This window comes from Alcanivorax sp. VBW004, assembly GCF_009718865.1.
Lineage (GTDB): Bacteria > Pseudomonadota > Gammaproteobacteria > Pseudomonadales > Alcanivoracaceae > Alcanivorax.
The window spans coordinates 1,385,052-1,407,951 of sequence record NZ_WNHC01000001.1 but is presented as its reverse complement, the minus strand read 5'-3'; the positions used below and the strand labels follow the sequence as shown (position 1 = coordinate 1,407,951).

The 22,900-nt window shown below is 59.5% G+C and carries 20 protein-coding genes; 10 read left to right on the top strand and 10 right to left on the bottom strand.

The genetic code is table 11. The features are described 5' to 3' along the window. Positions 1-25: 25 nt before the first annotated feature. The 4 genes from fadI (at position 26) to F1529_RS06400 (ending at position 6,004) form a co-directional block, all read left to right on the top strand. Positions 26-1,327 (top strand): acetyl-CoA C-acyltransferase FadI, encoded by a 1,302-nt coding sequence (fadI, locus tag F1529_RS06415; protein WP_039926772.1) that lies wholly within the window; start codon positions 26-28, stop codon positions 1,325-1,327. 55 nt (positions 1,328-1,382) lie between these two features. Next, a complete protein-coding gene (locus F1529_RS06410; protein ID WP_155133059.1) occupies positions 1,383-3,677 on the top strand; it encodes an acyl-CoA dehydrogenase in 2,295 nt (764 codons plus the stop codon). Between the two features lie 107 nt (positions 3,678-3,784). Next, positions 3,785-4,675 carry an alpha/beta hydrolase gene (locus tag F1529_RS06405; RefSeq protein ID WP_007150531.1) on the top strand — a complete coding sequence of 297 codons (891 nt, stop codon included), beginning with the start codon at positions 3,785-3,787 and terminating at the stop codon, positions 4,673-4,675. Positions 4,676-4,771: 96 nt separating this feature from the next. After that, entirely contained in the window at positions 4,772-6,004 is a 1,233-nt protein-coding gene (locus tag F1529_RS06400; RefSeq protein WP_155133056.1) for an alpha/beta hydrolase, read from the top strand. Positions 6,005-6,188: 184 nt separating this feature from the next. Here F1529_RS06400 and F1529_RS06395 read toward each other — a convergent pair whose 3' ends face one another. The 3 genes from F1529_RS06395 to F1529_RS06385 form a co-directional block, all read right to left on the bottom strand. Then, positions 6,189-6,821 carry a DUF502 domain-containing protein gene (locus tag F1529_RS06395; protein ID WP_155133053.1) on the bottom strand — a complete coding sequence of 211 codons (633 nt, stop codon included), beginning with the start codon at positions 6,819-6,821 and terminating at the stop codon, positions 6,189-6,191. An 87-nt stretch (positions 6,822-6,908) separates the two neighbouring features. Then, on the bottom strand, positions 6,909-7,406 hold the full coding sequence (greB, locus tag F1529_RS06390) for a transcription elongation factor GreB (protein WP_155133050.1): 498 nt from the start codon (positions 7,404-7,406) through the stop codon (positions 6,909-6,911). Between the two features lie 3 nt (positions 7,407-7,409). Further along, positions 7,410-7,832: a VOC family protein gene (locus tag F1529_RS06385; RefSeq protein WP_007150820.1), complete on the bottom strand. Its 423-nt coding sequence runs from the start codon at positions 7,830-7,832 to the stop codon at positions 7,410-7,412. 95 nt (positions 7,833-7,927) lie between these two features. On the opposite strand from F1529_RS06385, the gene hemB reads away from it, so the two are divergent. Together hemB and F1529_RS17690 are read left to right on the top strand one after the other, a co-directional pair. Beyond that, positions 7,928-8,932 carry a porphobilinogen synthase gene (gene hemB / locus F1529_RS06380; protein WP_155133047.1) on the top strand — a complete coding sequence of 335 codons (1,005 nt, stop codon included), beginning with the start codon at positions 7,928-7,930 and terminating at the stop codon, positions 8,930-8,932. 138 nt (positions 8,933-9,070) lie between these two features. After that, entirely contained in the window at positions 9,071-9,199 is a 129-nt protein-coding gene (locus F1529_RS17690; protein ID WP_255446610.1) for a hypothetical protein, read from the top strand. Positions 9,200-9,265: 66 nt separating this feature from the next. Here F1529_RS17690 and F1529_RS06375 read toward each other — a convergent pair whose 3' ends face one another. After that, complete coding sequence (locus F1529_RS06375; RefSeq protein WP_155133045.1) at positions 9,266-11,398, bottom strand: TonB-dependent siderophore receptor; 2,133 nt, start codon at positions 11,396-11,398, stop codon at positions 9,266-9,268. A 247-nt stretch (positions 11,399-11,645) separates the two neighbouring features. On the opposite strand from F1529_RS06375, the gene ppk1 reads away from it, so the two are divergent. Then, positions 11,646-13,760, top strand: coding sequence for a polyphosphate kinase 1 (gene ppk1 / locus F1529_RS06370; RefSeq protein ID WP_155133042.1), 2,115 nt, complete (start codon positions 11,646-11,648; stop codon positions 13,758-13,760). Between the two features lie 70 nt (positions 13,761-13,830). Here the strand turns inward: ppk1 and ppx are convergent, their stop codons facing one another. Continuing rightward, positions 13,831-15,321 (bottom strand): exopolyphosphatase, encoded by a 1,491-nt coding sequence (ppx, locus tag F1529_RS06365; protein ID WP_155133039.1) that lies wholly within the window; start codon positions 15,319-15,321, stop codon positions 13,831-13,833. A gap of 187 nt (positions 15,322-15,508) precedes the next feature. Between ppx and trxA the strand changes: the two genes are divergently transcribed. Both trxA and rho read left to right on the top strand, forming a co-directional pair. After that, a complete protein-coding gene (gene trxA / locus F1529_RS06360; RefSeq protein ID WP_007150985.1) occupies positions 15,509-15,835 on the top strand; it encodes a thioredoxin TrxA in 327 nt (108 codons plus the stop codon). Positions 15,836-16,121: 286 nt separating this feature from the next. Further along, the gene (rho, locus tag F1529_RS06355; RefSeq protein ID WP_007151393.1) at positions 16,122-17,381 is read left to right on the top strand and encodes a transcription termination factor Rho; all 1,260 of its coding nucleotides are present in this window, start codon (positions 16,122-16,124) and stop codon (positions 17,379-17,381) included. Between the two features lie 119 nt (positions 17,382-17,500). Here the strand turns inward: rho and F1529_RS06350 are convergent, their stop codons facing one another. The 4 genes from F1529_RS06350 to F1529_RS06335 all read right to left on the bottom strand — a co-directional run bounded on the left by F1529_RS06350 (position 17,501) and on the right by F1529_RS06335 (position 20,521). Beyond that, positions 17,501-18,010 (bottom strand): dihydrofolate reductase, encoded by a 510-nt coding sequence (locus F1529_RS06350; protein ID WP_155133036.1) that lies wholly within the window; start codon positions 18,008-18,010, stop codon positions 17,501-17,503. A gap of 73 nt (positions 18,011-18,083) precedes the next feature. Then, positions 18,084-18,917, bottom strand: a complete 834-nt coding sequence (locus F1529_RS06345) for a thymidylate synthase (RefSeq protein ID WP_007151515.1) — start codon at positions 18,915-18,917, stop codon at positions 18,084-18,086. Further along, positions 18,914-19,711 (bottom strand): prolipoprotein diacylglyceryl transferase, encoded by a 798-nt coding sequence (gene lgt / locus F1529_RS06340; RefSeq protein ID WP_007151107.1) that lies wholly within the window; start codon positions 19,709-19,711, stop codon positions 18,914-18,916. The genes F1529_RS06345 and lgt overlap by 4 nt, the downstream gene beginning before the upstream one ends. A gap of 6 nt (positions 19,712-19,717) precedes the next feature. Next, entirely contained in the window at positions 19,718-20,521 is an 804-nt protein-coding gene (locus F1529_RS06335) for a sulfite exporter TauE/SafE family protein (RefSeq protein ID WP_007149576.1), read from the bottom strand. Between the two features lie 111 nt (positions 20,522-20,632). On the opposite strand from F1529_RS06335, the gene F1529_RS06330 reads away from it, so the two are divergent. Continuing rightward, complete coding sequence (locus F1529_RS06330) at positions 20,633-21,406, top strand: NRDE family protein (protein WP_007150270.1); 774 nt, start codon at positions 20,633-20,635, stop codon at positions 21,404-21,406. Between the two features lie 50 nt (positions 21,407-21,456). Here F1529_RS06330 and F1529_RS06325 read toward each other — a convergent pair whose 3' ends face one another. Beyond that, complete coding sequence (locus tag F1529_RS06325; protein WP_155133034.1) at positions 21,457-22,890, bottom strand: M20/M25/M40 family metallo-hydrolase; 1,434 nt, start codon at positions 22,888-22,890, stop codon at positions 21,457-21,459. Between the last annotated feature and the right edge of the window lie 10 nt (positions 22,891-22,900).

The following is a 22,900-nucleotide window of genomic DNA, read 5'->3' as shown; positions in this document are numbered from 1 at the left end:
ACCGGCACCCTGCAAGGAGTCTGCAATGCCTGTTCGCAAAATGAAGCTGGCCGGCCGGGGCGGCCGCGTCGCCATCGTCGATGGCCTGCGCACCCCCTTTGCCCGCATCGCCACCCATTACCGGGATCTGAACGCCATTGATCTGGGCGCCATGGCCGTCAAGGAGCTGATGGCGCGCAACAATCTCAGCCAGCATGAAATCGAGCAGCTGGTGTTCGGGATGACGGTGATGATTCCCGAGGCCCCCTTCATTGCCCGCGAAATTGCCCTGGCGCTGGGCATGGACACGGTAGATGCCTACTCCATCACCCGCGCCTGTGCCACCAGCTTCCAGACCACCGCCAGCGTGGCCGACAACATCGTTGCCGGTTACACCGACATGGCCATTGCCGGTGGCACCGATTCCACCAGCAGCGCCCGGGTGCCGCTGTCATCGGAACTGAGCGCGGTGCTGCGCGATGTGAGCTTTGCCAAAACCCTGAAAGAGCGCATCAAACTGCTCAGCCAGCTCAAAGCCCGCGACCTGCTGCCCCAGGCGCCGTCCATCACCGAATACTCGGTGGGCGAAACCATGGGTGAGAGCACCGAGAAAATGGTGAAGAAGTGGGGCGTCAGCCGTCAGGAGCAGGATGACCTGGCCCATGCTTCCCACAGCAACGCCGCCCGCGCCTGGGCCGAAGGCCGTCTGGACCGTCAGGTAATGACCGCCCATCTCCCCAACGGCAACACCCTCAAGGACGACAACCTGGTGCGCAAACAGTCCGAGCGCGAGGGCTACAGCAAACTCAAGCCGGTGTTCGACCGTGAGACCGGTTCGGTCACCGCTGGCAACAGCAGCCCGCTCACCGACGGCGCCGGCGCCCTGTTGATGATGAGCGAGAAGAAAGCCGCCGCCCTGGGTTACACCCCGCTGGGCTATATCCGCTCCTACGCCTTCGCGGCACGCACGCCCCAGGATGACCTGCTCATGGGCCCGGTGCTGGCGGCTCCCGCCGCCATGGCCCGGGCCGGGCTGGCGCTCAGCGACCTGACCCTGGTGGACATGCACGAAGCCTTTGCCGGCCAGGTGGCCTGCAACCTGCGCGGCCTGGCCGATGACGACTATGTGCGCAGCCAGACCGGCCTCGCCGCCCTTGGCGAAGTCGACCGCAGCAAGCTCAACGTGAACGGCGGCTCCATTGCCTACGGCCACCCCTTCGGCGCCACCGGCGCCCGCGTGATTAGCCAGGCACTGCACGAGTTGCAACACCGCGGCGGCGGGCTGGCCCTGACCACCGCCTGTGCCGCCGGCGGCATCGGTGCCGCCATGGTGCTGGAAACCGAATAACCCGCGTTAATCGCGCCGGGCATCCGGCGCGACACCCAACCCACAGGAAGACGACATGTTTAACCTACTGATGAACTGGATGCGGGATAACAAGATCCTGCCACAAATTTCCGACACCGAGCGCCAGGCACTGGAAGCCGGTGACGTCTGGATCGACGGCCAATTTTTCGGCGGCAAAGTGGATTTTGAAAAAATTCTCGCCGAAAACTACGACCAGCTGCCTGAACACGAGCAGGCCTATATCGATGGCCCGGTGGAAGAGCTGCTGAAAAGGGCCGATGCCTATACACTGTCGCGCACTCGCAAGCTGCCAGATGAACTGTTCACCTTCATGGCCGAAAACGGCTTCTTCGGCATGCAGATCGCCAAGGAATACGGCGGCAACCCCATGTCCACCCAGGCAAAGTCCTGCATCATGGCCAAGGTCAGCTCCCACTCCGGCCTGCTCAGCGCCATGGTGGTGATTCCCAACTCCCTGGGCGCCGCTGAACTGCTGGGCCACTACGGCACCGATGAACAGAAGCAGTATTACCTGCCGAAACTGGCCAACGGCGAATTCATTCCCTGCTTTGGTTTGACCGAACCCACCGCCGGTTCCGACGCCGCCTCCATCAAGGCGGAAGGCGAAGTGTTCAAGGACAGCGACGGCGAGATCAAATTCAAGCTCAACTTCCGCAAGCGCTACATCACCCTGGCGCCGATCTCCAATCTGATCTCCCTGGCGGTACGTCTGCACGACCCGGAAAACCTGCTGGGTAAAGGTGAAGATGCCGGCATCACTGTGGTATTGCTGGAAAAAGGTCTCGACGGCCTGCACATCGGCGACCATCACCAGCCCATCGGCGAACATTTCCCCAACGGCCCGATCGTCGGCCGCGACGTGATCGTTCCCGCCAGCAATGTCCTGGGCGGCGAAGAGTACACCGGCATGGGTTGGAAGATGCTGATGGAAGCCCTGGCTGGCGGACGCATGGTGTCCCTCCCTGCCACCGGTATCTGCGGCATTCGCCACGGCGCCATGATCGCCGGCGCCTATTCCATGGTGCGCCAGCAGTTCGGCATCCCGGTGGGTCGCATGGAAGGGGTGGAGCACAAAATCGGCAAGGCCGCGGGCATGACCTACGCCTTTGATGCCGCCCGCGTGTTTGGCTGTTCCGCCGTGGATAAAGGCATCCAGCCGCCGGTGACCTCCGCCATCATGAAGGCCTACTCCACCGAAATGGGCCGCGATACCGGCACCGATGCCATGGACGTGACCGCCGGCTATGGCGTCATGCAGGGCCCCAACAACACCATGGGGCGCCTCTACAATTCCGCCCCGGTGAGCGTCACCGTGGAAGGCGCCAACATCATGACCCGCACCCTGATGATCTTCGGTCAGGGCGCCACCCGCTGCCACCCCTACGCCTACAACGTGGTGCAGGCAGTGGAAGACAATGATGTGAGCGCCTTCCGCAAGAACCTGACCGGCTGGATGATCCAGTTCCTGCTGGGCTTCGTGATGAGCCTGGTGCGCGGTGTTACCCGCGGTTTCTTCACCGTGAAAGTGCCCAACGTGGCGCCCAAGACCAAGAGCATTTACCGCCGCCTGGGTTGGGCCGCCACCCGCTTCGGCCTGCTTACCAACCTGGCCATGTTCTTTGTGGGCGGCAAGCTGAAAGCCCGCGGCAATCTGACCGGCCGTTATGCCGATGTCGTTGCCTGGTTGTACATCACCACCTCCGCCCTGCGTCGCTATGAAGCAGAAGGCCGCAAGGCGGAAGACCTGGCGCTGGTGCAATACGCCGGTGAATACGGCCTGACCCAGATCCAGCAGGCCTTCGAAGGCATCTACGAGAACTTTGGCGGCCCGGTGGGCGTGATTCTGAAAACCGTTGGCCGTATTGGCCTGGGTCTGAACCCGCTGGCCAAGCTGCCCAACGACCAGCTCAGCCACCAGGCCGCACTGACCCTGCAAAGCTATGGCGACCAGTACAAGCGTCTGGTCGGCGGCAACTACATGCCGGAAGAAAGCGACGAAGGGCTCGGCCGCCTGCTCAAGGCGTTCCGCCTGACCACCGAAGCCGAACCGGTACGCGCCAAGATTCGGGCCGCACAGAAAGCTCGCAAACTGGGCAAAGGCAAAGTGGAAGCCATGGCTCCCCAGGCTGCTGAACAGGGCGTGATTTCCGATGCGGAACTGGCCACCCTGAATGCTGCCACCGAGGCCTGCCTGCTGGCCATCGAAGTGGACGTGTTCACCAAGGACGAGTACTACGGCGCCGGCGGCATCCCCGCCATGAGCGCCACCGGTGATGGCGGCCTGCAGCAGCCGTCACCCGCGGAGCTGGCCAAAGCCTCCGGCGAGTAACCGCCCCGCCCCTACGGGCCAGCCCCGACTGGCCCGATCAACCCTGCCCACATGCCGCCTGACCGATTATGGTTGGGCGGCACAACAACAAAATCACGGACAGTCCTATGAGCCTCCAGGCCCGCCTTATCAAAGCCGTCACCCGGCGCACCATCAAGCGCTCCGGCCTTAACGAGCAGCAACTGGTCCGCCACCTGCGCAAGGTCTTCAACGACACCCCCGTGCTGACCCTGCTGCCTCGTGGCGTGACACTCAGCCGCGTGCAGCAGCCCGCCTTTACCGGCGACCGCATCAGCGTAAAGCAACCCTCGATGACGGTGCTGTACATTCACGGCGGCGCCTATATCGGAGGCATCACCAAGACCTACCACAACCTGGCCGGGCGACTGGCCAAAAAATTGAACGCCGAGGTATTCCTGCCGGTGTATCCGTTCGCCCCTGAACACCCTTACCCGGCCGCAGTGAACCGGGTAATGGAAGCCTACGAATATCTGTTAAGCCTGGGCAAAAAACCGCAGGACATCGTCATTGCCGGCGATTCCGCCGGGGGCGGACTGACCCTGGCCACCCTGCTGCACATCCGCGACAAGGGTCTGGAACAACCCCGTTGCGCAGTGACCTTTTCCCCCGGCAGCAACGCCTTCCCGGACGACAAGATCCTGGATGCGCTGGATCCCAGCGATGCCATGCTGTCTGCCGACATTATCCGCACCGTTATCGATATCTATATCCCCAACCCGGACGACCGCAGCCACCCTTATGCGTCCCCCTGCCTGGGCGACTACACCGGCATCTGCCCGCTACTCATTACCGCCAGCACCGATGAAGTGCTGTACGCCGATGGCAAACGGGTACGACGCGCAGCCGAACAGGCCGGCGTTAGAGTGGAATGGATTGAACGCCCCGGCGTATTCCATGTGTGGCCCATCATGGTGCCGTTCCTCCCGGAAGCGAACAAAGACCTGAAGCGGGTTGTCGCCTTTATCAAGGACGCATAGACGCGGGCTTTACGTCAGGCATTCAGTGTTGGGCATTTCGGTCATTGCCGGCCCGCACCCGACATTCTTTACTGGGGTTCACCCAAAGGAGGCGGCATGAGCGAATTACTGCCCCGTATACACCCGGACGATTACTGCAACGAAGACCTGCCCGCCCTCAGCCAGCCCTGGTGGCAGACACTGCCGTCCGACTTTCACGCCATGCCGGATCACTTCCTCGCCGACAGTGACACCAGCTGGCGCATCAGTAGTACTGCCGCCGTGGACACCCTGGCCCGCACTGGCCTGGCGTGCATGGCCGGCGCGGCGTCGTTACCCGCCACCCTGAACGCCGCCCGGCAGCGTGAAGAACGGGAACTGGCGGACTTCTACCGGCCCTTTCTGGAGGCCGGCGACCCCAATGCGTTCTTCACTCCGCCTACCGCGCAGGTGGACATCAAACGCACCCCTGTCTCCAGCTACCACTTTCAGCCCGAGGATGGCGACGCCCATACCCTGCATTTTGCGTCGCCGTTCACACCGAAAAATCCTGCCCTGAAAGATCGCTACCTGAATCACACCCGCAACGGCACCGCCTGGGCGCAACACTGGCGCCACCACGACGGCCCGCGCCCCACTCTGGTGATGATTCACGGATTCGTGGCCGACCCGTATTGGCTGAATACCCGCTGGCTGGCACTACCCTGGTTCTATAAACAGGGCTTCGATGTGTTGCTTTACACCCTGCCCTTCCACGGCCGGCGCAAGAGCCGTTTCGCGCCATTCAGCGGCGCCGAATTTTTCAGCCAGGGCATGGCCACGCTCAACGAAACCTTTGCCCACGCCATTCACGACCTGCGCCTGTTCATGCAGATGCTGCGCGAGCAGGGTTCACCGGCCATCGGCGCCACTGGCATTTCTCTGGGGGGTTACACCACCGGGCTGTTGGCCGCGCTGGAAAAGGACCTGGCCTTTGCGATTCCCAATGTGCCGCTGGTGAGCGTGATCGACCTGATGAAAAGCTGGTTCCCGATCAGCCAGCAGGTAAAGCTGCTGAACCGGGTTTACGACACCAACACCGCCGGCCTTCGCGAAATTACCGCGCTGCATTCACCGCTAACCTGGCCCTGCCAGGTGCCGCAGAGCGGGCGCATGATCATCGGTGGTGCCGGTGACCGCTTCGCCCCGCCCAAGCACAGCCACCTGCTGCGCCAACACTGGAATAACTGCGATGTGCACTGGTTCCCGGGCAACCACCTGCTGCATCTGGATCAGGGGCTGTACCTGAAAGCCATGCGGGACTTTATGAAAGGCGCGCTGGCGGAACAAAAGGTGAGATTGAGCGCGTAGGCGCCCCCCCTGTAGGCGTTCCCTTCCAGGGGACGAACCTCGCGCAGCGAGCCGACCGGAGGGAGACTTTTCTTTTGAGACCTGTCGAGCCCGGAAATGCCTTACCGCCCTTCGGTCGATTCCGTGCTACGCACGGTTCGTCCCCTGGAAGGGAACGCCTACAGCGGCTTCGTAGTGGGACTGATCAGCCTTCCTGCTTGTCGGCCCTGAACAACGCAGCCGTACCCGCCCCGCAGGAGACCACCGTTTTCATCATGCTCTCCACCCCGATTTCCGGGTGCAACTCCACCAGAGAAGCATCCAGATGGTAGATAAATCCACTGGTAGGATTGGGGCCGGTGGGCACAAAGACAGTGACATGGCCATCCGCGTGGCGGGACGTGACCAGTGCGGTCACCGACACATCCGTCTCCCGGCCATATAGCCACACTCGTGCCACTTCACCGCGGCTGAACGGGCTGTCGGCGCTACTCCCCATCAGCTGGGCAATCACTTCACGGACCGTGGTGTAACCCGGCAGGCGCGTCATGACATGCTCTTCCCACTGCTGCCAGGCCCAACTGCCCAGGCGCGTGGCCACCAGGGTGCCCACCAGAAAACACAACACCAGCACCGCCAGCACCGACAACCAGTCCGCCACGAACTTGGGCAACCCGAAGGCGTTGATAAACACCGACGTAAACGGCGCGATCAGCTCGGTGACCGTCTGATAAATCCATTTAAAGAAGAACACGATGATGGAGATGGGCAACAGAATAGTCAGCCCACCCAGCAACGACTTGCGGATAAAGAACCAGATGCGACTGGAGCCGTTCATCGATTTTCCCCTAAATAAATAAAATTACGCAACACGCTAAAAAAGCGGTATTTTATACGTGTTGCGTGGAGTATGTCGCGTGCCGCATCACTCATACCAGATGCGGTTGATAAACAGACAACGCTCTCCCGCCGGGGTTCGCACCGCCACCTCATCATCCACCTGTTTCTTGAGCAAGGCTCGTGCCAGCGGCGCATCAATACTGATATAACCGCGCCCCGCATCGGTTTCATCCGGCCCCACCAATCGATAGGTTTCGGTGCCGCCATCTTCGGCTTCCAGTTCCACCCAGGCGCCAAAGAAGATCCGGCTCTGGTCTTCCGGCACCCGATCCACCACCGTCATGTCGTCCAGACGCTTGCTGAGAAAGCGCACGCGCCGGTCGATCTCCCGCAGCTGTTTCTTGCCGTAGATGTATTCCGCGTTTTCCGAGCGGTCGCCCTGGGCTGCCGCTTCCTGCACCGCCTGGGTAACAACCGGACGCTTTTCCTTCCACAGGTACTGCAGCTCATCGTTGAGCTTATGGTAGCCCTCGACGGTGATGTACTTGGAGGCGGGAGTGCCCTTTGGTCGCCAGCGGCCCATGGGTTATACCTCGAAGATCCGGTGCAGCTCGCGCAGCCCCTTGAACTCCAGCGTGTTACCCGTGGGGTCCTGAACGAAAAAAGTGCCCTGCTCTGCCGGCTGCCCCACAAACCGTTCGCGAGGTTTAAGCAGAAACGGCCAGTCGTGCTCGTAAATCCGCTCCACCAGTTGCTCCCAGGTAGCAAAATCCAGCACCACGCCAAAATGCGGCATGGGCACCGGATGGCCATCCACCTCACTGTAGCCCTGTATCGGCGTCAGATTATCGCCCTTATGCAGGGAAAGCTGATGGCCATGCAGGTCAATATCGATCCAGTTGGCCGCATCACGGCCACGGCGACCCCCAATGACACCACAGTAAAAATCGGCTGCCTCTTCCAGGTCGCTTACCAAAAAGGCCAGATGAAAGGCCGGTTGTTTTTCCATCGTCTACCGCTCTTGCTAAACTCTCGTCATTCAGTCTGATGCAGACTTACTGCAGCACCTGCACCGGGCCCCATGTTACTAGAGGATTCCTCCCCATGTCTGTCTCCCGCGCACCCTGGCCCGCCACTCGTATGCGCCGCATGCGCCGCGATGACTTCTCCCGTCGGCTGATGCGCGAGCACACTCTCACCGTGGACGACCTGATCTACCCGGTCTTTGTGCTGGAAGGCAGCAACCAGACCGAAGCCGTACCGTCCATGCCCGGTGTGGAACGCAAGAGTATCGATTTGCTGGTGGAAGAAGCCCGCGAACTGGCCGAGCTGGGCGTCCCCGCCATGGCCCTGTTCCCGGTCACCCCGGCCGACGTGAAAACCCTGGACGGCCGCGAAGCCTGGAATCCGGATGGGTTGGCCCAGCGTGCCGTGCGCGCCATCAAGGCGGCCGTGCCGGAAATGGGTGTTATCACCGATGGCGCGCTGGACCCGTTCACCACCCATGGTCAGGACGGCATCATCGATGACAACAGCTATGTGCTCAACGATGTCACCGTGGATGCGCTGGTCAAACAGGCCCTGTCCCATGCCGATGCGGGCGCTGACATGGTTGCCCCCTCGGACATGATGGACGGTCGCATCGGCGCTATCCGGGAAGCGCTGGAAAATCACGGTCATATCCACACCCGCATCATGGCCTACTCCGCCAAGTACGCCAGCGCCTACTACGGTCCTTTCCGCGATGCGGTGGGTTCCGCAGGCAACCTGGGCAAGGCGGACAAGACCACCTACCAGATGGACCCGGCCAACTCCGACGAGGCCCTGCACGAAATAGCCCTGGACCTGGCGGAAGGTGCCGACGTGGTGATGGTAAAACCGGGCATGCCCTACCTGGATGTGGTGCGCCGGGTAAAAGACGAATTCAAGGTGCCGGTGTACGCCTACCAGGTGAGTGGCGAGTACGCCATGCACATGGCCGCCTTCCAGAACGGCTGGCTGGACCAGGACAAGGTGATGATGGAATCCCTGCTGGCCTTCAAGCGAGCCGGGGCCGATGGCATCCTTACCTATTTCGCCAAGGCCGCTGCCATCAAACTGAAAGGCTGAGCCTGCTCATAAACTGACCAACCGGGCAGGCACCCTTGGCCTGCCCGGCCAATGCCATTTTCTTCCGTGCCGCTACACTCCTCGCGCTTTTGCTGATTCTGTTCTTATATTGGGTCTCTGGCCCGAGGAGTAACTATTATGCGTACCCTGATGCTGGTACTGGGTCTTGCTGTGTCTGCCATGGCCATCGCCGATGCCCGTGCACCCACTGCGGAAGAAATGGAACAACTGGATATCGTGCAGCAATCCTGGATTTTTCAGGGCTAAAAAAAGCCGATAAGCAGACATAAAAAAACCGGCGAAAGCGCCGGTTTTTTTATGTTCACGCTCTGATCAGAAGCGGTAGCGAGCATCAGCGGTAACACTACGGGTTTCACCATAACCGCAATCAAACACGGTGGGGCCCAGCTGGCCGCGACACCAGGAAACGTATTCCTTGTCAGTCAGGTTGCGCACGTTAAGGCTGAAATCCCAATCGTTGACAGCGTAACCAAGCATCGCGTCGTAAAGAGTGACAGAGGGCACCTTCGGATTCGCACCAACACCATCCGTTGACCCCACATAGTCAAAGCCCACATTGTCACCGACATAACGCACACCGGCACCAAAGCGCAGACCATTTTCCAGTTCGTACTTGCCCCAGGCAGACGCCAGGCGGTCGGCAAGGTACGGCAGGCGCTCACCAGATTGATCATCCACCACACGCTGGTCGGTGTAACTGGCCAGCAGCTCAAGGTTCCCCAGGCGCTTCTTCACTTCCATTTCCCAACCCTCGGATTTAGCGCCGACCTGATCAACGGTGTTGGGGCTGCTTCCCTGTACCACACGGTTGGTTTCTTCAATATAGAAATAGGCTGCAGTAACAGAAAGGTCACCCGAATCGTTGAGGTATTTGAAACCGGCCTCTTGCTGCTCGCCAGTAGTGGCTTCCAACCCGGACTGCGTATTCGTATTCACACCAAGATTCGGCACAAAGGCTTCGGAATAACTCACATAGGGAGAGAGGCCGAAATCGAACTGGTACATCAAGCCAAGACGACCGGTGGTTTCACTGTCATCGCTTTCAGTATTGTTGCCATTAACCACGTAGACCTTGTTGGTAGATTCGTCGTGGCGCAAAGCACCGGATACCACCACATTACCAATCTCCATATGGTCAATCAGGTACACGCCGGTTTGACGAATGGCGTTGTCATTGCGGTCTTCGGGTGTCAGTGCACTATAGTCCACGTTGCCGTACACAGGATCATAAATGTTGATTGGCGAGCCCAGGGTAGATTCATAGTTACCTTCTTCCCAGAGCGCATCCTGGTAATCCACCCCAATCGCGAGATTGTGGTAAGTGCCGGCAAAACCGAAGTTGCCTTCCATGCGAGCATCAAAGTTGCTGATACTGGTTTCCCGGTCCGCCATATGGATGGTCCGATTCGTTGTCCCGTCGCTGGCAACCCCGGCCCCGATAGCCGCCCAATGTTCACGGGTTTCGGTCTCAGAACTGGAATGGCGGGCGGTCAGTGCCATGTTCCAATGGTCATTCAGGCGTTGATCTACAAACAGGGTCGCTTCATTCAGCCTGCGATCATAACGGTCCCAGCTTGGCTCACCCACAAAGGTGCTCACTGGAATATCCCCTTTGACGCCCGGTAATAGCGTCCCCTCTGCGGGCAGGAATTGGGCAGAGATCCCGCCGTTGTTTTCCTGGGTATTGATGAGCAAGGAGATGGTTGTGTTGTCAGTGGGCAGCCAGGTAAAGGAAGGCGCAAACAGGAAACCATTATCATCCACGTAATCAACCTGGGTGCCGCTCTCCCGTTTCAGCGCCACCATCCGGTACAGCAACTTGCCATCTTCTGACATGGGCCCGGTGACGTCTGCCGCCAATTGCTTTCGGTCATAGGAGCCCACCTGAGCCCAGATTTCGCCCTGCTGCTGGGCCTTTGGCAGCTTGGAGACCGTATTCACAATCCCCCCCAACTCCGCTTGCCCATACAAAACAGAAGACGGTCCTTTCAGGACTTCCACTTGCTCCAGCGCATAAATGTTCGGACGCACGCTGTTGTAGCTGCCGTACAGGGAGCGCAGCCCATCCTTGTAGAAGGAAGCGTCGAGACCACGCACTTTCACAAAGTCACCACGGGTATCAAACCCGAACGCGCCAGAATAAACGCCGGAAGAATAAACCAGGGCATCCTGAATGTTCTTGGCCCCGGTATCCTTGATGAATTCTTCATTCACTACGGTAATGGCATACGGGGTCTTCTCTACTGCCACATCCAGCTTTCCAGCCGTCGCCGTTTTTCCCTCGGTAATATAACCGTCGCCTTCCCGAACATCGGCATTCACCTCCACCGCAGGAATCACATTGGCTTCAGAGGTTTCTTCAGCCTGTACGGCCAGAGGGAACAGTGAAAGCAGGCACGCTCCCACCAGCGGCGCGCCCCAAATCGCGCGGTATTGGCAAACCATCGGCAAACTCCAAGTATAAAGCGAACAATAATGATTCGCATTATATGTACATATACCCGATCAGGGAAGAGCCTCCGCTCTCGCCCCCACCCTCGCCGATGAATAGCGTTCAACCCCGGTATTTGCGCCCACCCGGATCAGGCGTACTGTGAAGGTATTCGGAATTCTTCGCCCCCTGTCATCACCATGTCACATTAATGTCATGGAATAAGGGCCCATCTTCAAAGGTTCCGGTCAGGACGACACCATGAATTCTTTCTCCAGCGAACAGGGCGTCAACGAACAGGGCGCCGTCGACCTCAACAGCAGCGACTTCAACAACCCGGACTACTACCTGAACCGGGAACTCAGCCTGTTGCAGTTCAACCTGCGCGTCCTTGAGCAGGCCATGGACGAGAATCATCCCTTGATGGAGCGGCTGAATTTCCTGCTGATTTTTTCCAGCAACATGGATGAGTTCTTCGAAATTCGCGTGGCCGGCCTGAAGAACAAACTGGAAACGCATACCGGCCAGCCCGGCCCCGATGGCATGCTGCCCGACGAACTACTGAAAGCGATCAGTGCCATTACCCACGAAGCCGTGGACCGCCAGTACCGCATCCTCAACGACGTGCTGCTTCCCGCCCTGCGAGAAGAAGGGGTGGATTTTCTTCGCCGCGAAGACTGGACCGAAGCCCAGGTTGAATGGGTTAAAAAATATTTTCGCGAGCAAATTTATCCCGTGCTCACGCCCATCGCGCTGGACCCATCACACCCGTTCCCGCGCTTGGTCAACAAGAGCCTGAATTTCATTGTGCCCTTGGACGGCAAGGATGCCTTCGGGCGCTCCACCGGTCTGGCCATTGTGCCCGCTCCCCGCTCCTTGCCCCGCCTGATTCGTATTCCCGATGAAATCAGCGAGGGGGGCGACGATAACTTCGTGTTCCTGTCGTCCATGATCCATGCCCACGTATCCGACCTGTTCCCGGGCATGAAGGCCACCGGCTGCTACCAGTTCCGGGTAACCCGTAACGCCGATATGGAAGTGGACGAAGAAGTAGAAGACTTGGCCAGCGCCCTGAAAGGCCAGCTGCTATCACGTCGTTACGGGGATGAAGTGCGCCTGGAAGTGGCCGACAACTGCCCGCGCCACCTGATGCATTATCTGCTGGAACAGTTCGAACTCACCGAGGAAGACCTGTACGAAGTGAACGGCCCGGTGAATCTGGCGCGCATGTTTACCAGCGTCAATCGCCCGCGCCTGCACTACCCGCCCTTTACCCCCAAGCTGGCGCCGGCGGTGAAAAAAAATGAAACCATTTTTGATGCCATCGACCAGGGCGACATCCTGCTGCACCACCCCTACGAATCATTCCAGCCGGTAATCAACCTGCTGGCCGAAGCCGCGCGGGACCCGAAGGTGCTGGCCATCAAGCAGACCCTGTACCGCACCGGCACCAAGTCGGAAATTCTCGACCACCTGGAAACGGCCGCACGCAATGGCAAGGAAGTCACTGCCATCGTGGAGCTGCGTGCCCGCTTCGATGAAGAGTCCAATATCGAAGGTGCCCGGCGTCTGCAGGAAGCCGGCGCCATCGTGGTGTACGGCGTGGTGGGCTACAAGACCCACGCAAAAATGCTGTTGGTGGTGCGCCGTGACGGCGACGGCATCAAACGCTATGTGCATCTGGGCACCGGCAATTACCACACCAAGACCACCAAGCTGTACACCGATTACGGCCTGATGACCTGTGAAAAAAGCATGGGCCAGGACGTGCACAAGATCTTTCAGGAACTGACCGGCATGGGCAAGGCGGCACGGCTCAAGCAGCTGAAGCACTCACCGTTCACCCTGCACCCCTCCGTCATCGAGTGGATCGAATTTGAAACGGAACAGGCACTGGCCGGCAAACCGGCGCGCATTATTGCCAAGTTCAATTCACTGACCGAAGAAAACATCATGCAGGCCCTGTATCGGGCCAGTCAGGCGGGGGTAGAGATTGATCTGATCGTGCGCGGTATTTGTTGCCTGAAACCCGGCATCCCCGGATTGTCGGAAAACATCCGCGTACGCTCCATTATCGGTCGCTTTCTGGAGCACACCCGCATCTACCATTTCCACCATGGTGGCGACGACCTGGTGTACTGCTCCAGTGCTGACTGGATGGATCGCAATTTGTTCAACCGGGTGGAAACCTGTTTTCCGGTCAATGACCCGGTGCTCAAGGCACAGATTCTGGAACAGGGCCTGCATATCTATCTGCGAGACAACACCCGCGCCTGGGAACTGCAATCGGATGGCCGATACCAGCGAGCCCAACCGCAAGAGGGCGAGGCCAGTTTCATTGCCCAACAGAGCCTGCTGGATACGCTGGGGGGATAAGGGCAGCTTCTAGCTTTCAAGAGGGCGCCCCGCCCGAAGCGGGACACCCTCTTGAATAGCTGTTTTATTCTCACGCCAATACAAGCTGGTAGCCTGCCGCCTGGAAGTAGTCGTGCTCCTGCTCCAGGTCCGCCTGGGTGAGCGGGTGCTCCTCCAGCCACCCGGGCGGGAAGGTGATGGCAAGCCGTTCACCACGAGCCTGCAAGCGAATCTCCGGGACATCTTCATCGCTGCGTGCATGGTGCAAACGCACCGCCAAACGCAACACCAGACACAGCCGCAACAATCCGGTCTGCTCGTCGTCCGGCAATTCCGCCAGCGCCGCCAACGGCACCTTGCGACGATGACCACGCACCATCAGCGCCACCATCTGCTGCTCCTGACGGGAAAAACCCGGCAGGTCGGAATTGGTCACCAGATAAGCGCCATGCTTGTGGAACTGACTGTGCGACACCGCCAGTCCCACCTCGTGGAGCAGCCCTCCCCAACGCAAGGTATCGGCAGCTTCATCGCCTTCGATTTGCCAGTCACTGGCCACCTGCTGGTAAAGCGCCAGCGCCGTGGCACACACCCGCTCCGCCTGACTACTTTCCACATGATGGCGATTCATCAACGCCTGAATACTGCGATCACGCACATCCTCGTGGCCGAAACGGCCCAACAGATCGTACAGCAGCCCTTCACGCAGGGCCCCGCTGGACACCTCCATCTGATCGATACCCAGCTGCTCGAAAATGCCGTACAAAATAGCCAGGCCAGAGGCAAAAATGGGCTGCCGGTCTTCTCGCAGGCCTTTCAGGTCCAGCTTGTCCACGGCACCGGCCTTGATCACCCGCTTGCGGACCTTCTTCATGCCATCCAGCGTGATACCAAACTCAGACCAGCCATTGTCCACACACACCTGGCTGATCGCCTTGATGGTGCCGGACGCCCCCACCGCCTGCTGCCAACCAAGGCGACGGTAGTTGGCGTGAATCGACAACACTTCCTGGCGCGCTGCCGTCACCGCCCGGTCAAAGGCTTTTTCGGTAATCTCCCCGTTAGGGAAAAAGCGCTGGGCAAAGCTGACACAGCCCATATGCAGCGACTCGGTTTCCGTGGATTCAAACCGCTCACCGATGATCAGCTCCGTGGAGCCGCCACCGATATCCACCACCAGCCGCTGCCCCGCGTCATCGGCCAGGGTGTGGGCCACCCCCAGATAAATCAGGCGCGCCTCCTCCCGGCCAGCGACCACCTCAATATCGTGCCCCAGCACCGCTTCAGCACGGCGGATAAACTCCCGGGCATTGCGTGCCTGACGTAGAGTATTGGTCCCCACCACCCGCACGCTACCGCGCGGAATACCGGCTATACGCTGGGCAAACCGCCCCAGGCATTCCAGTGCTCGCTCCTGGGTATCCGCGTCCAGGCGGTTTTCTCTGTCCAGCCCCGCCCCCAGTTGCACCTTCTCAGACAGCCCGTCGAGGATCTGGATTTCCCCCTGTGCCTGGCGGGCTACCACCATATGAAAACTGTTCGACCCCAAATCAATGGCAGCCAGATGTTCGCCATGCTCCATAGTCACTCCTTCCTTTGGACCGATTCTATCCAAAAATCATGGCGTTACGATGTCATAGGCAGCAACTACAGCGATAATTAACTGCCTCGCTTGAAATTCATCACCCGCAACCTGATATTATTCCCCATCGCAGAGGCCAGTTAACAACCCTGACTGATCTCTGAAACCTTTATATCAGGAGAATTCAATGAGCGGCGAGATTATCAACGTGACCGACGCGGACTTCGAAGCCCAGGTCATCAACGCAGACGGCCCCGTGCTGGTCGACTACTGGGCCCCCTGGTGCGGCCCCTGCAAAATGGTCGCGCCGATCCTTGAGCAACTGGTTGGCGAGTACGGCGACAAGCTGACCATTGCCAAAATCAACATTGATGACAACCCGGAAACCCCCAAGAAGTACGGCGTACGTGGCATCCCCACCCTGACCGTATTCAAGAACGGTAACGTGGAAGCCACCAAAGTGGGCGCTCTGTCCAAGAGCCAGCTGACCGCATTCCTGGACAGCACCCTCTAAGAAAGCCGGCACGCCCCAACCCTCCCCCCTCAGGGGAGGGTTTTCCTGCTTGCAGCGTGTTACATGTTGCGTGTTGCATGCGGGTCCCCACAGTGATAGATTCCAGAACCAGCTTTAATAAAGCACCCCCTTTAGTTAGTCCTCGGAACCTCTGGTTACCTATTTTCCTTATGGCCCTCTTTAGGCTTGCCGGGCCAGATTCCGAATAAACCGGATTATCAAAACAACTGCAGCACCGCGGTGGTGCATCCTCTCAATTCATCCAAAGACACCAAATTAGACGCCAATGAATCTTTCTGAACTGAAGCAGAAGCCGATTGGAGAACTTCTGGACATTGCCAAGGAACTCGGCCTCGAGAACCTGGCAAGAACCCGCAAACAAGACGTTATCTTTTCCATCCTCAAGCGCGCCGCCAAGAATGGCTCCGACATTTACGGCGATGGTGTGCTGGAAATTCTGCAGGATGGTTTCGGTTTCCTTCGTTCCGCTGAAGGCTCTTACCTGGCCGGCCCGGACGACATCTACGTCTCTCCCAGCCAGATCCGTCGCTTCAATCTGCGTACCGGTGACACCATCGCCGGGAAAATCCGGCCCCCCAAGGATGGCGAGCGCTACTTCGCCATGCTCAAGGTCAACGAGATCAACTTTGACCGCCCGGAAAACGCCAAGAACAAGATCCTGTTCGAGAACCTGACCCCACTCTTCCCGACCCAGCGCCTGGTCATGGAGATCGGCAACGGTTCAACCGAGGACATCACCACCCGGGTGATCGACCTGGTAGCACCGATCGGTAAAGGGCAGCGCGGCCTCATCGTCGCCCCGCCGAAAGCCGGTAAGACCATGCTGCTGCAAAGCGTCGCCCAGTCCATCGCCCGCAACAATCCCGAAACCCACATGATCGTGCTGCTCATCGACGAGCGCCCGGAAGAAGTGACCGAAATGTCACGGACGGTGCGCGGTGAAGTGGTAGCGTCCACCTTTGACGAGCCGCCGGCCCGTCACGTTCAGGTGGCCGAGATGGTAATCGAGAAAGCCAAGCGACTGGTCGAGCACAAACAGGACGTGGTGATTCTGCTCGATTCCATCACCCGTCTCGCCCGTGCTTACAACACCGTGCAGCCCAGCTCCGGCAAGGTGCTCACCGGTGGTGTTGACGCCCACGCCCTGGAAAAACCCAAGCGCTTCTTCGGCGCCGCGCGGAACATCGAGGAAGGCGGCAGCCTGACCATCCTCGCCACCGCGCTGGTCGACACCGGCTCCAAGATGGACGAAGTGATCTACGAAGAGTTCAAGGGCACCGGCAACATGGAACTGCATCTGGACCGCAAGGTAGCAGAGAAGCGCGTGTTCCCGGCCATGAATATCCGCAAGTCCGGCACCCGCCGCGAAGAGCGTCTGGTCAGTGAAGATGAGCTGCAGAAGATGTGGATCCTGCGCAAGGTGCTGCATCCCATGGACGAAATCGGCGCCATGGAATTCCTCATCGATCGCATGAAACAGACCAAGACCAACCTGGAATTCTTCGATTCCATGAAGCGCAAGTAAGTAAGAGACGCTTCAGGCTGCATGCCTCAGGCAACACGCAAAACCCCGCTTCGGCGGGGTTTTGTTGTTTGGGAGGGGGAGAACCTTGGTGAGGAGTCGCTTCGCAGCAAGCGCTGCCGCTATTTTCGCTCGTAGACCACGAAGGAATAATCGTAAGGGTTCGGCCCTTCAGCGGCGAAATCTTCGCGACCAATTTCTTTCCACTCGGAGGTCGCGTATTCGGGGAAAAATGTATCCCCGTCGACCTCGGCATGGACTTCGGTGAGATAGAGTCGCTGGGTTTGCGGTAACGCCAGCGCATAGATTTCCGCACCGCCCATGATCACTGCTTCTTCCTGGCCTTCAATAAACGCCACGTTTTCCGCCATGGTGATGGCGTCCTCCACGGTGGCCACCACCTTGGCACCTTCGGCCCGATAATCCGGCTGGCGGGTAATCACGATGTTGGTGCGCCCGGGCAACGGCCCTTTCAGTGACTCCCAGGTCTTGCGGCCCATGATCACCGGCTTGCCGAACGTCACCTGCTTGAAGTACTTGAGGTCATTGGGCAGATACCAGGGCAGCTTGTTATTCCGGCCGATGACATTGTTGCTGGCCTTGGCGACCATCATGGAAAGACGAATGGGCATTTAAACCTCGCAGCAGGCAACACGCTTCATGCATCACGCGTGCTGGCGTGTTGCGTGAAGCGTGAGGCGTCTTTTAAATCGCCACCGGCGCCTTGATGTGCGCGGCGGGTTCGTAATTGCTGACGGTGAAATCGTCAAAAGTGAAAGCGAACAGATCCTTCACCGCCGGATTCAGCGTCATCGTCGGCAGCGGACCAGGCGTGCGGGCCAGTTGGGTGTCAGCCTGCTCCAGATGGTTGGAGTACAGGTGCGCATCACCCAGGGTATGCACGAAATCGCCCGGCTGCAGGTCACACACCTGGGCCATCATCAACGTCAACAGCGCATAGGAAGCAATATTGAACGGCACGCCGAGGAAGATATCACCGCTGCGCTGATACAGCTGACAGCTCAGTTTTCCGTCGGCTACATAGAACTGAAACAGGCAGTGGCACGGCGGCAGCGCTTGCTTGCCCGCCGCCGCATTGGCATCCGGCGAGATAGACGGATCCGGCAATACCGCCGGGTTCCAGGCGCTGACCACCAGGCGTCGAGAGTCCGGGTTGCGCTTGATTTCTTCCAGCACCTCGCTGATCTGGTCAATCACCCCGCCGTCCGGGGTTTTCCAGCTGCGCCACTGCTCACCATAAACCGGGCCCAGCTCGCCCTCAGGGGTCGCCCAGCCATCCCAGATGGATACCCCGTTTTCTTTCAAGTAACGGATATTGGTGTCACCGGACAGGAACCACAGCAGCTCGTGAATAATCGAGCGCAGGTGCAGTTTCTTGGTGGTGAGCATGGGAAAACCCTGGCTCAGGTCGTAACGCATCTGATAGCCAAACACCGCATAGGTGCCGGTACCGGTACGGTCTTCCTTGTAGGTGCCGTTCTCGCGGACGTGACGAAGCAGATCAAGATATTGCTTCATGACTTCACTCCTCGCTCATCGTTTCGATACGCCCAAACCAGCATGGCAATACCGAGAATAATCATCGGAATGCTCAGCAACATGCCCATGGTTAACCAGCCGCCAGCCAGATAACCGATGTGGGCGTCCGGCTCCCGGAAGAATTCCACAAAGGTGCGCGCGCAGCCATAACCGATACCGAACAGGGCCGTCACCGCCCCCGCCGGGCGAGGTTTGGCCGAATAGACCCACAACACCAGAAACAACAGCACGCCCTCCAGCAGCATCTCGTACAACTGGGAAGGATGTCGCGCGATCTGCAGCGGGTCGGTGGGGAACACCGTGGCCCAGGGGGCATCACTGGCGCGACCCCACAGCTCGGCATTCATGAAATTACCGAAGCGGCCTGTGGCCAACCCGATGGGTACCATGGGCACCATGAAATCCGCCACCTGAAAATACCGTTTGCCGGTTTTCCGGGCGAACAGCCAGAAGGCCACCAGCACCCCGATGGCGCCACCGTGGAAACTCATGCCCCCGGTCCACACCGCAAACAGCCACAGCGGGTCGGCCAGGAACTTGTCGATATTATAGAAGAACACGTAGCCCAGTCGGCCACCGACGATCACGCCCATGGCGCCGTAAAATACCAGATCGCCCACCTGATCCTTGGTCCAGCCGGAATGTGGCTGTTTGGCCCGGTACATGCCCAGCAACCAGGCGGCGGCAAAGCCGAACATGTACATCAGGCCGTACCAGTGCACTTTCAGGGGGCCGATGGCGAACGCCACCGGGTCGATCTGCGGGAATTCCATAGGTTGTTATCCAAAAGCCAGTTTGAGGCCAAGCACAAAAAGCACCAGAGCGAAGACCTTTTTCAAGGTGGCGGACGGCAGCCGGTGGCTGAGCCGCGCGCTCAGGCGCGCAAACGGGAAACTGGTGAGCACTATACCGGCTGTGGCGGGCAAAAACACATAGCCCAGGGCGCCATCCGGCAAGTGCTGCTCATTCCAACCGGCCACCGCAAACCCCAGCGTGCCGGCAATGGCAATGGGTAGCCCACAGGCGGAGGAAATGGCCACGGCTTCCTGCATTTTCAACCGGCACCAGCTCAGAAACGGCACCGTCAACGAGCCACCGCCGATACCGAAAATCGCAGAGCCAGTACCAATCAGCAACCCGGCCAGGCCCAGTCCCGGCGCACCGGGCACCCGTTGCGGCAGGCTTTCATCCAGCGCCTTGCGACCGGCCAGCAACATCTGCAGGGCAATCAGCATGGCAAACAGACCGAACAGACGGGCCAACAGTTCCCCATCCATGGCATCGGCGATAAACGCACCGGCAAAGGCACCGAGTACAATTCCCACGCCCAAACGTAATGCCACCGGCCAGCGCACGAAGCCGGCCTTGTGATGAGTGCGCACGGCGCTGATAGAGGTAATGATGATGGTACTCAAGGACGTGGCCACCGCCATTTTGGCGACCAGTTCGTCAGGAAAGCCCAGCCCGTGAAACAGGAAAATCAGGGCCGGCACGATGACCACACCACCGCCCAACCCCAGCGCCCCCGCCAGCAGCCCGGCGCCCACACCCACGCCCAGACAGATCAGAAACAGTTCCAGCACAACCTCTCCAACACAACTCGTGGCAAGGCAGGTATGCTAGCACGGAGTAACGCGACACGCTGGACGCAACACGTCCCACGCTAACCGCAATGAACAGCCTGGAAAAAATGAATGTGTATTGTTCTGCTCGACTGGCAGCCTGAATCAAACACCCCATTAAAAGTCGCCGCCAACCGGGATGAATTTCATGCGCGGCCGGCGGAAGCGGCGCGCTGGCGCGGGGATATCTTCTGCGGGCTGGACCTGACGGCCGGCGGCACCTGGCTGGGCATCCACCGTAATGGCCGCTTCGCCGTGGTCACCAATTACCGCGAGCCGATCACCGGCCGCCAGCGCGGCGAACGCTCCCGGGGCCTGCTGCCCTTCGCTTTTCTGGAAGGGCAACAAAGCCCGGAACAGTTCAGCCACACCCTCGCAGAAGAGCAGCATCACTACGGCGCCTTCAACCTGCTGGTGGGCACGGTAAGCACAGACACCACCCGCGACAGCCTGTGGTATCTGGGCAACCGTGGCGCGGCGCCGCAAGCGGTCCAGCCCGGCATTCACGGCCTCAGCAATGGCCTGCTGGACGATCCCTGGCCCAAGGTGGAGCGGGCCAAACAGAACCTGGCCGACGCCATCGCCGCAGGCGGAAACCTGCAGCAGCTACTGCAGGTGGTTAACGACCATTATCAACCCCGCGACAGCGAACTGCCTGACACCGGTGTGGGGGTGGAACTTGAACGGCTGGTGGCCCCGGTCTTTATCCAGTCGGAAACCTACGGTACCCGCGCCAGCAGCGCGGTGATTCTGGACCGTGAACAGGGCCCGCAAATGCTGGAGCAAGTGTGGCAGCCGGACGGTCACCCCGCCGGCCACCCGAATCGCAGTTTCAGCAACGCTTAGCCGCTGTCAGAGAAAACCTTGTTGTCGGCCGGCCGAAAGCCGGCCAGCCCTTACTCCTCGCCCAACATCACCCCGGCATAAAAGCGCACCATCCGCGGATACTGCTTTCTGGACAAGCGTTCGTTGTGGCCATGGAAGCGTGGCAAGTCGTCCTGACTCAGGGCAACAGGCATAAAGCGGAAAATCTGATCGGACACGGGCTGATAATGGCGCGCATCCGTACCGGCGATCAGCAGGAAAGGCGCCACCACCGGCTGCTCCGGCAAAGACCGGGCAAGGCCCGCCAGACGCTCAAAGGCAGGGGAAGGAATCTCGCTGGTCGGTGACGGGTCAGACAGAAAGGTGTCCAGGGGCGTCACGGTGATCGAATCCGGCAACTGCTCTTCCAGATAGGCCAGCAAGGATTCACGGCTTTCCCCCGGCGCCAGGCGGAAGTTGATGGTCGCTTCGGCAGTGGCGGGAAGCACATTATCCTTGACCCCGGCACGCAACAGCGTCGGCGACATGGTGGTGCGAACCAGGGCATTGGTTTCCGGTTTTCCGGCTAACTGTTTAACGATTAATGGCTCAAACAACCACAAATTGGCAAACACCATTCGCTTGGCAAACGGCTGATACGGCGCTACCTGCTGCAGCATTTTGCGGGTAGGTTCGCTCAACCCGGCGGGGCGAGGATTTTCCTGCAAGGCCGCAATAGCGTTGGCCAGATCCCCCACCGCCGTTTTCGCAGGCGGGCGGGAGGAATGCCCCGGTTCCGCGCGGGCTTCCAGGGTCACCGTCATGTAGCCTTTCTCGGCAATGCCGATCAGCGCCACCGGCTGCTCAATGCCCAGGGTGCTGCCGGGCAGCATCATGCCGCCTTCGTCCAGCACCATGCCAAATCGCAGGCCCTGCTCTGCCATCCAGTCCGCCATGCGGCTGGCGCCTTCACTGCCACCGGTTTCTTCATCGTGACCGAACGCCAGCCACACATCACAGGCCGGTGCACGCCCATCCGCCAACAAGGCTTCGGTGGCTTCCAGGATCGCCATCAGGCTGCCCTTGTCATCCATGGCGCCACGGCCCCAGACAAACTGTGAATCCACCACGCCGGCGAAAGGCGGGTGTTCCCAGGCATCCGGGGACGACACCGGCACCACATCCTGATGGGCCAACAGCAAGACAGGCGCACAGTCTGTCCCGGAATCCCAGTGATAAAGCAGGCTGTGGCCGAAGGTTTTCAGTGAGAGAGCGTCATGGCTCAACGGGAAAGACTGGCGCAGGAAATCATGGAAGCCATCAAAGGCTTGCGGCTGATCCGGCAAGGTAGCAAATCGCAGGGCACGGGAGAGACGTGCGGTCATCTCGGATTCGTTCAATGCAGATTCAAAAACCGGCAGAGGGATAACCGTTTCGTTGGGCGCTTTTACCTTCAAGGTGTTGAACAACAGCACCGCCAGCAACACAAGCAACGACACCACGATCAACAAGAACGCGCGCTTCATGACTCTCTCC

Coding starts and splice junctions, on each gene's coding strand:
- ppx (WP_155133039.1), bottom strand. CDS start 15,321: ATGGAGCATGGCGAACATCTGGCTGCCATTGATTTGGGGTCGAACAGT.
- F1529_RS06405 (WP_007150531.1), top strand. CDS start 3,785: ATGAGCCTCCAGGCCCGCCTTATCAAAGCCGTCACCCGGCGCACCATC.
- F1529_RS06395 (WP_155133053.1), bottom strand. CDS start 6,821: ATGAACGGCTCCAGTCGCATCTGGTTCTTTATCCGCAAGTCGTTGCTG.
- F1529_RS06330 (WP_007150270.1), top strand. CDS start 20,633: ATGTGTATTGTTCTGCTCGACTGGCAGCCTGAATCAAACACCCCATTA.
- fadI (WP_039926772.1), top strand. CDS start 26: ATGCCTGTTCGCAAAATGAAGCTGGCCGGCCGGGGCGGCCGCGTCGCC.
- F1529_RS06350 (WP_155133036.1), bottom strand. CDS start 18,010: ATGCCCATTCGTCTTTCCATGATGGTCGCCAAGGCCAGCAACAATGTC.
- F1529_RS06375 (WP_155133045.1), bottom strand. CDS start 11,398: ATGGTTTGCCAATACCGCGCGATTTGGGGCGCGCCGCTGGTGGGAGCG.
- lgt (WP_007151107.1), bottom strand. CDS start 19,711: ATGGAATTCCCGCAGATCGACCCGGTGGCGTTCGCCATCGGCCCCCTG.
- hemB (WP_155133047.1), top strand. CDS start 7,928: ATGTCTGTCTCCCGCGCACCCTGGCCCGCCACTCGTATGCGCCGCATG.
- ppk1 (WP_155133042.1), top strand. CDS start 11,646: ATGAATTCTTTCTCCAGCGAACAGGGCGTCAACGAACAGGGCGCCGTC.
- F1529_RS06400 (WP_155133056.1), top strand. CDS start 4,772: ATGAGCGAATTACTGCCCCGTATACACCCGGACGATTACTGCAACGAA.
- F1529_RS06385 (WP_007150820.1), bottom strand. CDS start 7,832: ATGGAAAAACAACCGGCCTTTCATCTGGCCTTTTTGGTAAGCGACCTG.
- F1529_RS06410 (WP_155133059.1), top strand. CDS start 1,383: ATGTTTAACCTACTGATGAACTGGATGCGGGATAACAAGATCCTGCCA.
- greB (WP_155133050.1), bottom strand. CDS start 7,406: ATGGGCCGCTGGCGACCAAAGGGCACTCCCGCCTCCAAGTACATCACC.
- rho (WP_007151393.1), top strand. CDS start 16,122: ATGAATCTTTCTGAACTGAAGCAGAAGCCGATTGGAGAACTTCTGGAC.
- F1529_RS17690 (WP_255446610.1), top strand. CDS start 9,071: ATGCGTACCCTGATGCTGGTACTGGGTCTTGCTGTGTCTGCCATGGCC.
- F1529_RS06345 (WP_007151515.1), bottom strand. CDS start 18,917: ATGAAGCAATATCTTGATCTGCTTCGTCACGTCCGCGAGAACGGCACC.
- trxA (WP_007150985.1), top strand. CDS start 15,509: ATGAGCGGCGAGATTATCAACGTGACCGACGCGGACTTCGAAGCCCAG.
- F1529_RS06325 (WP_155133034.1), bottom strand. CDS start 22,890: ATGAAGCGCGCGTTCTTGTTGATCGTGGTGTCGTTGCTTGTGTTGCTG.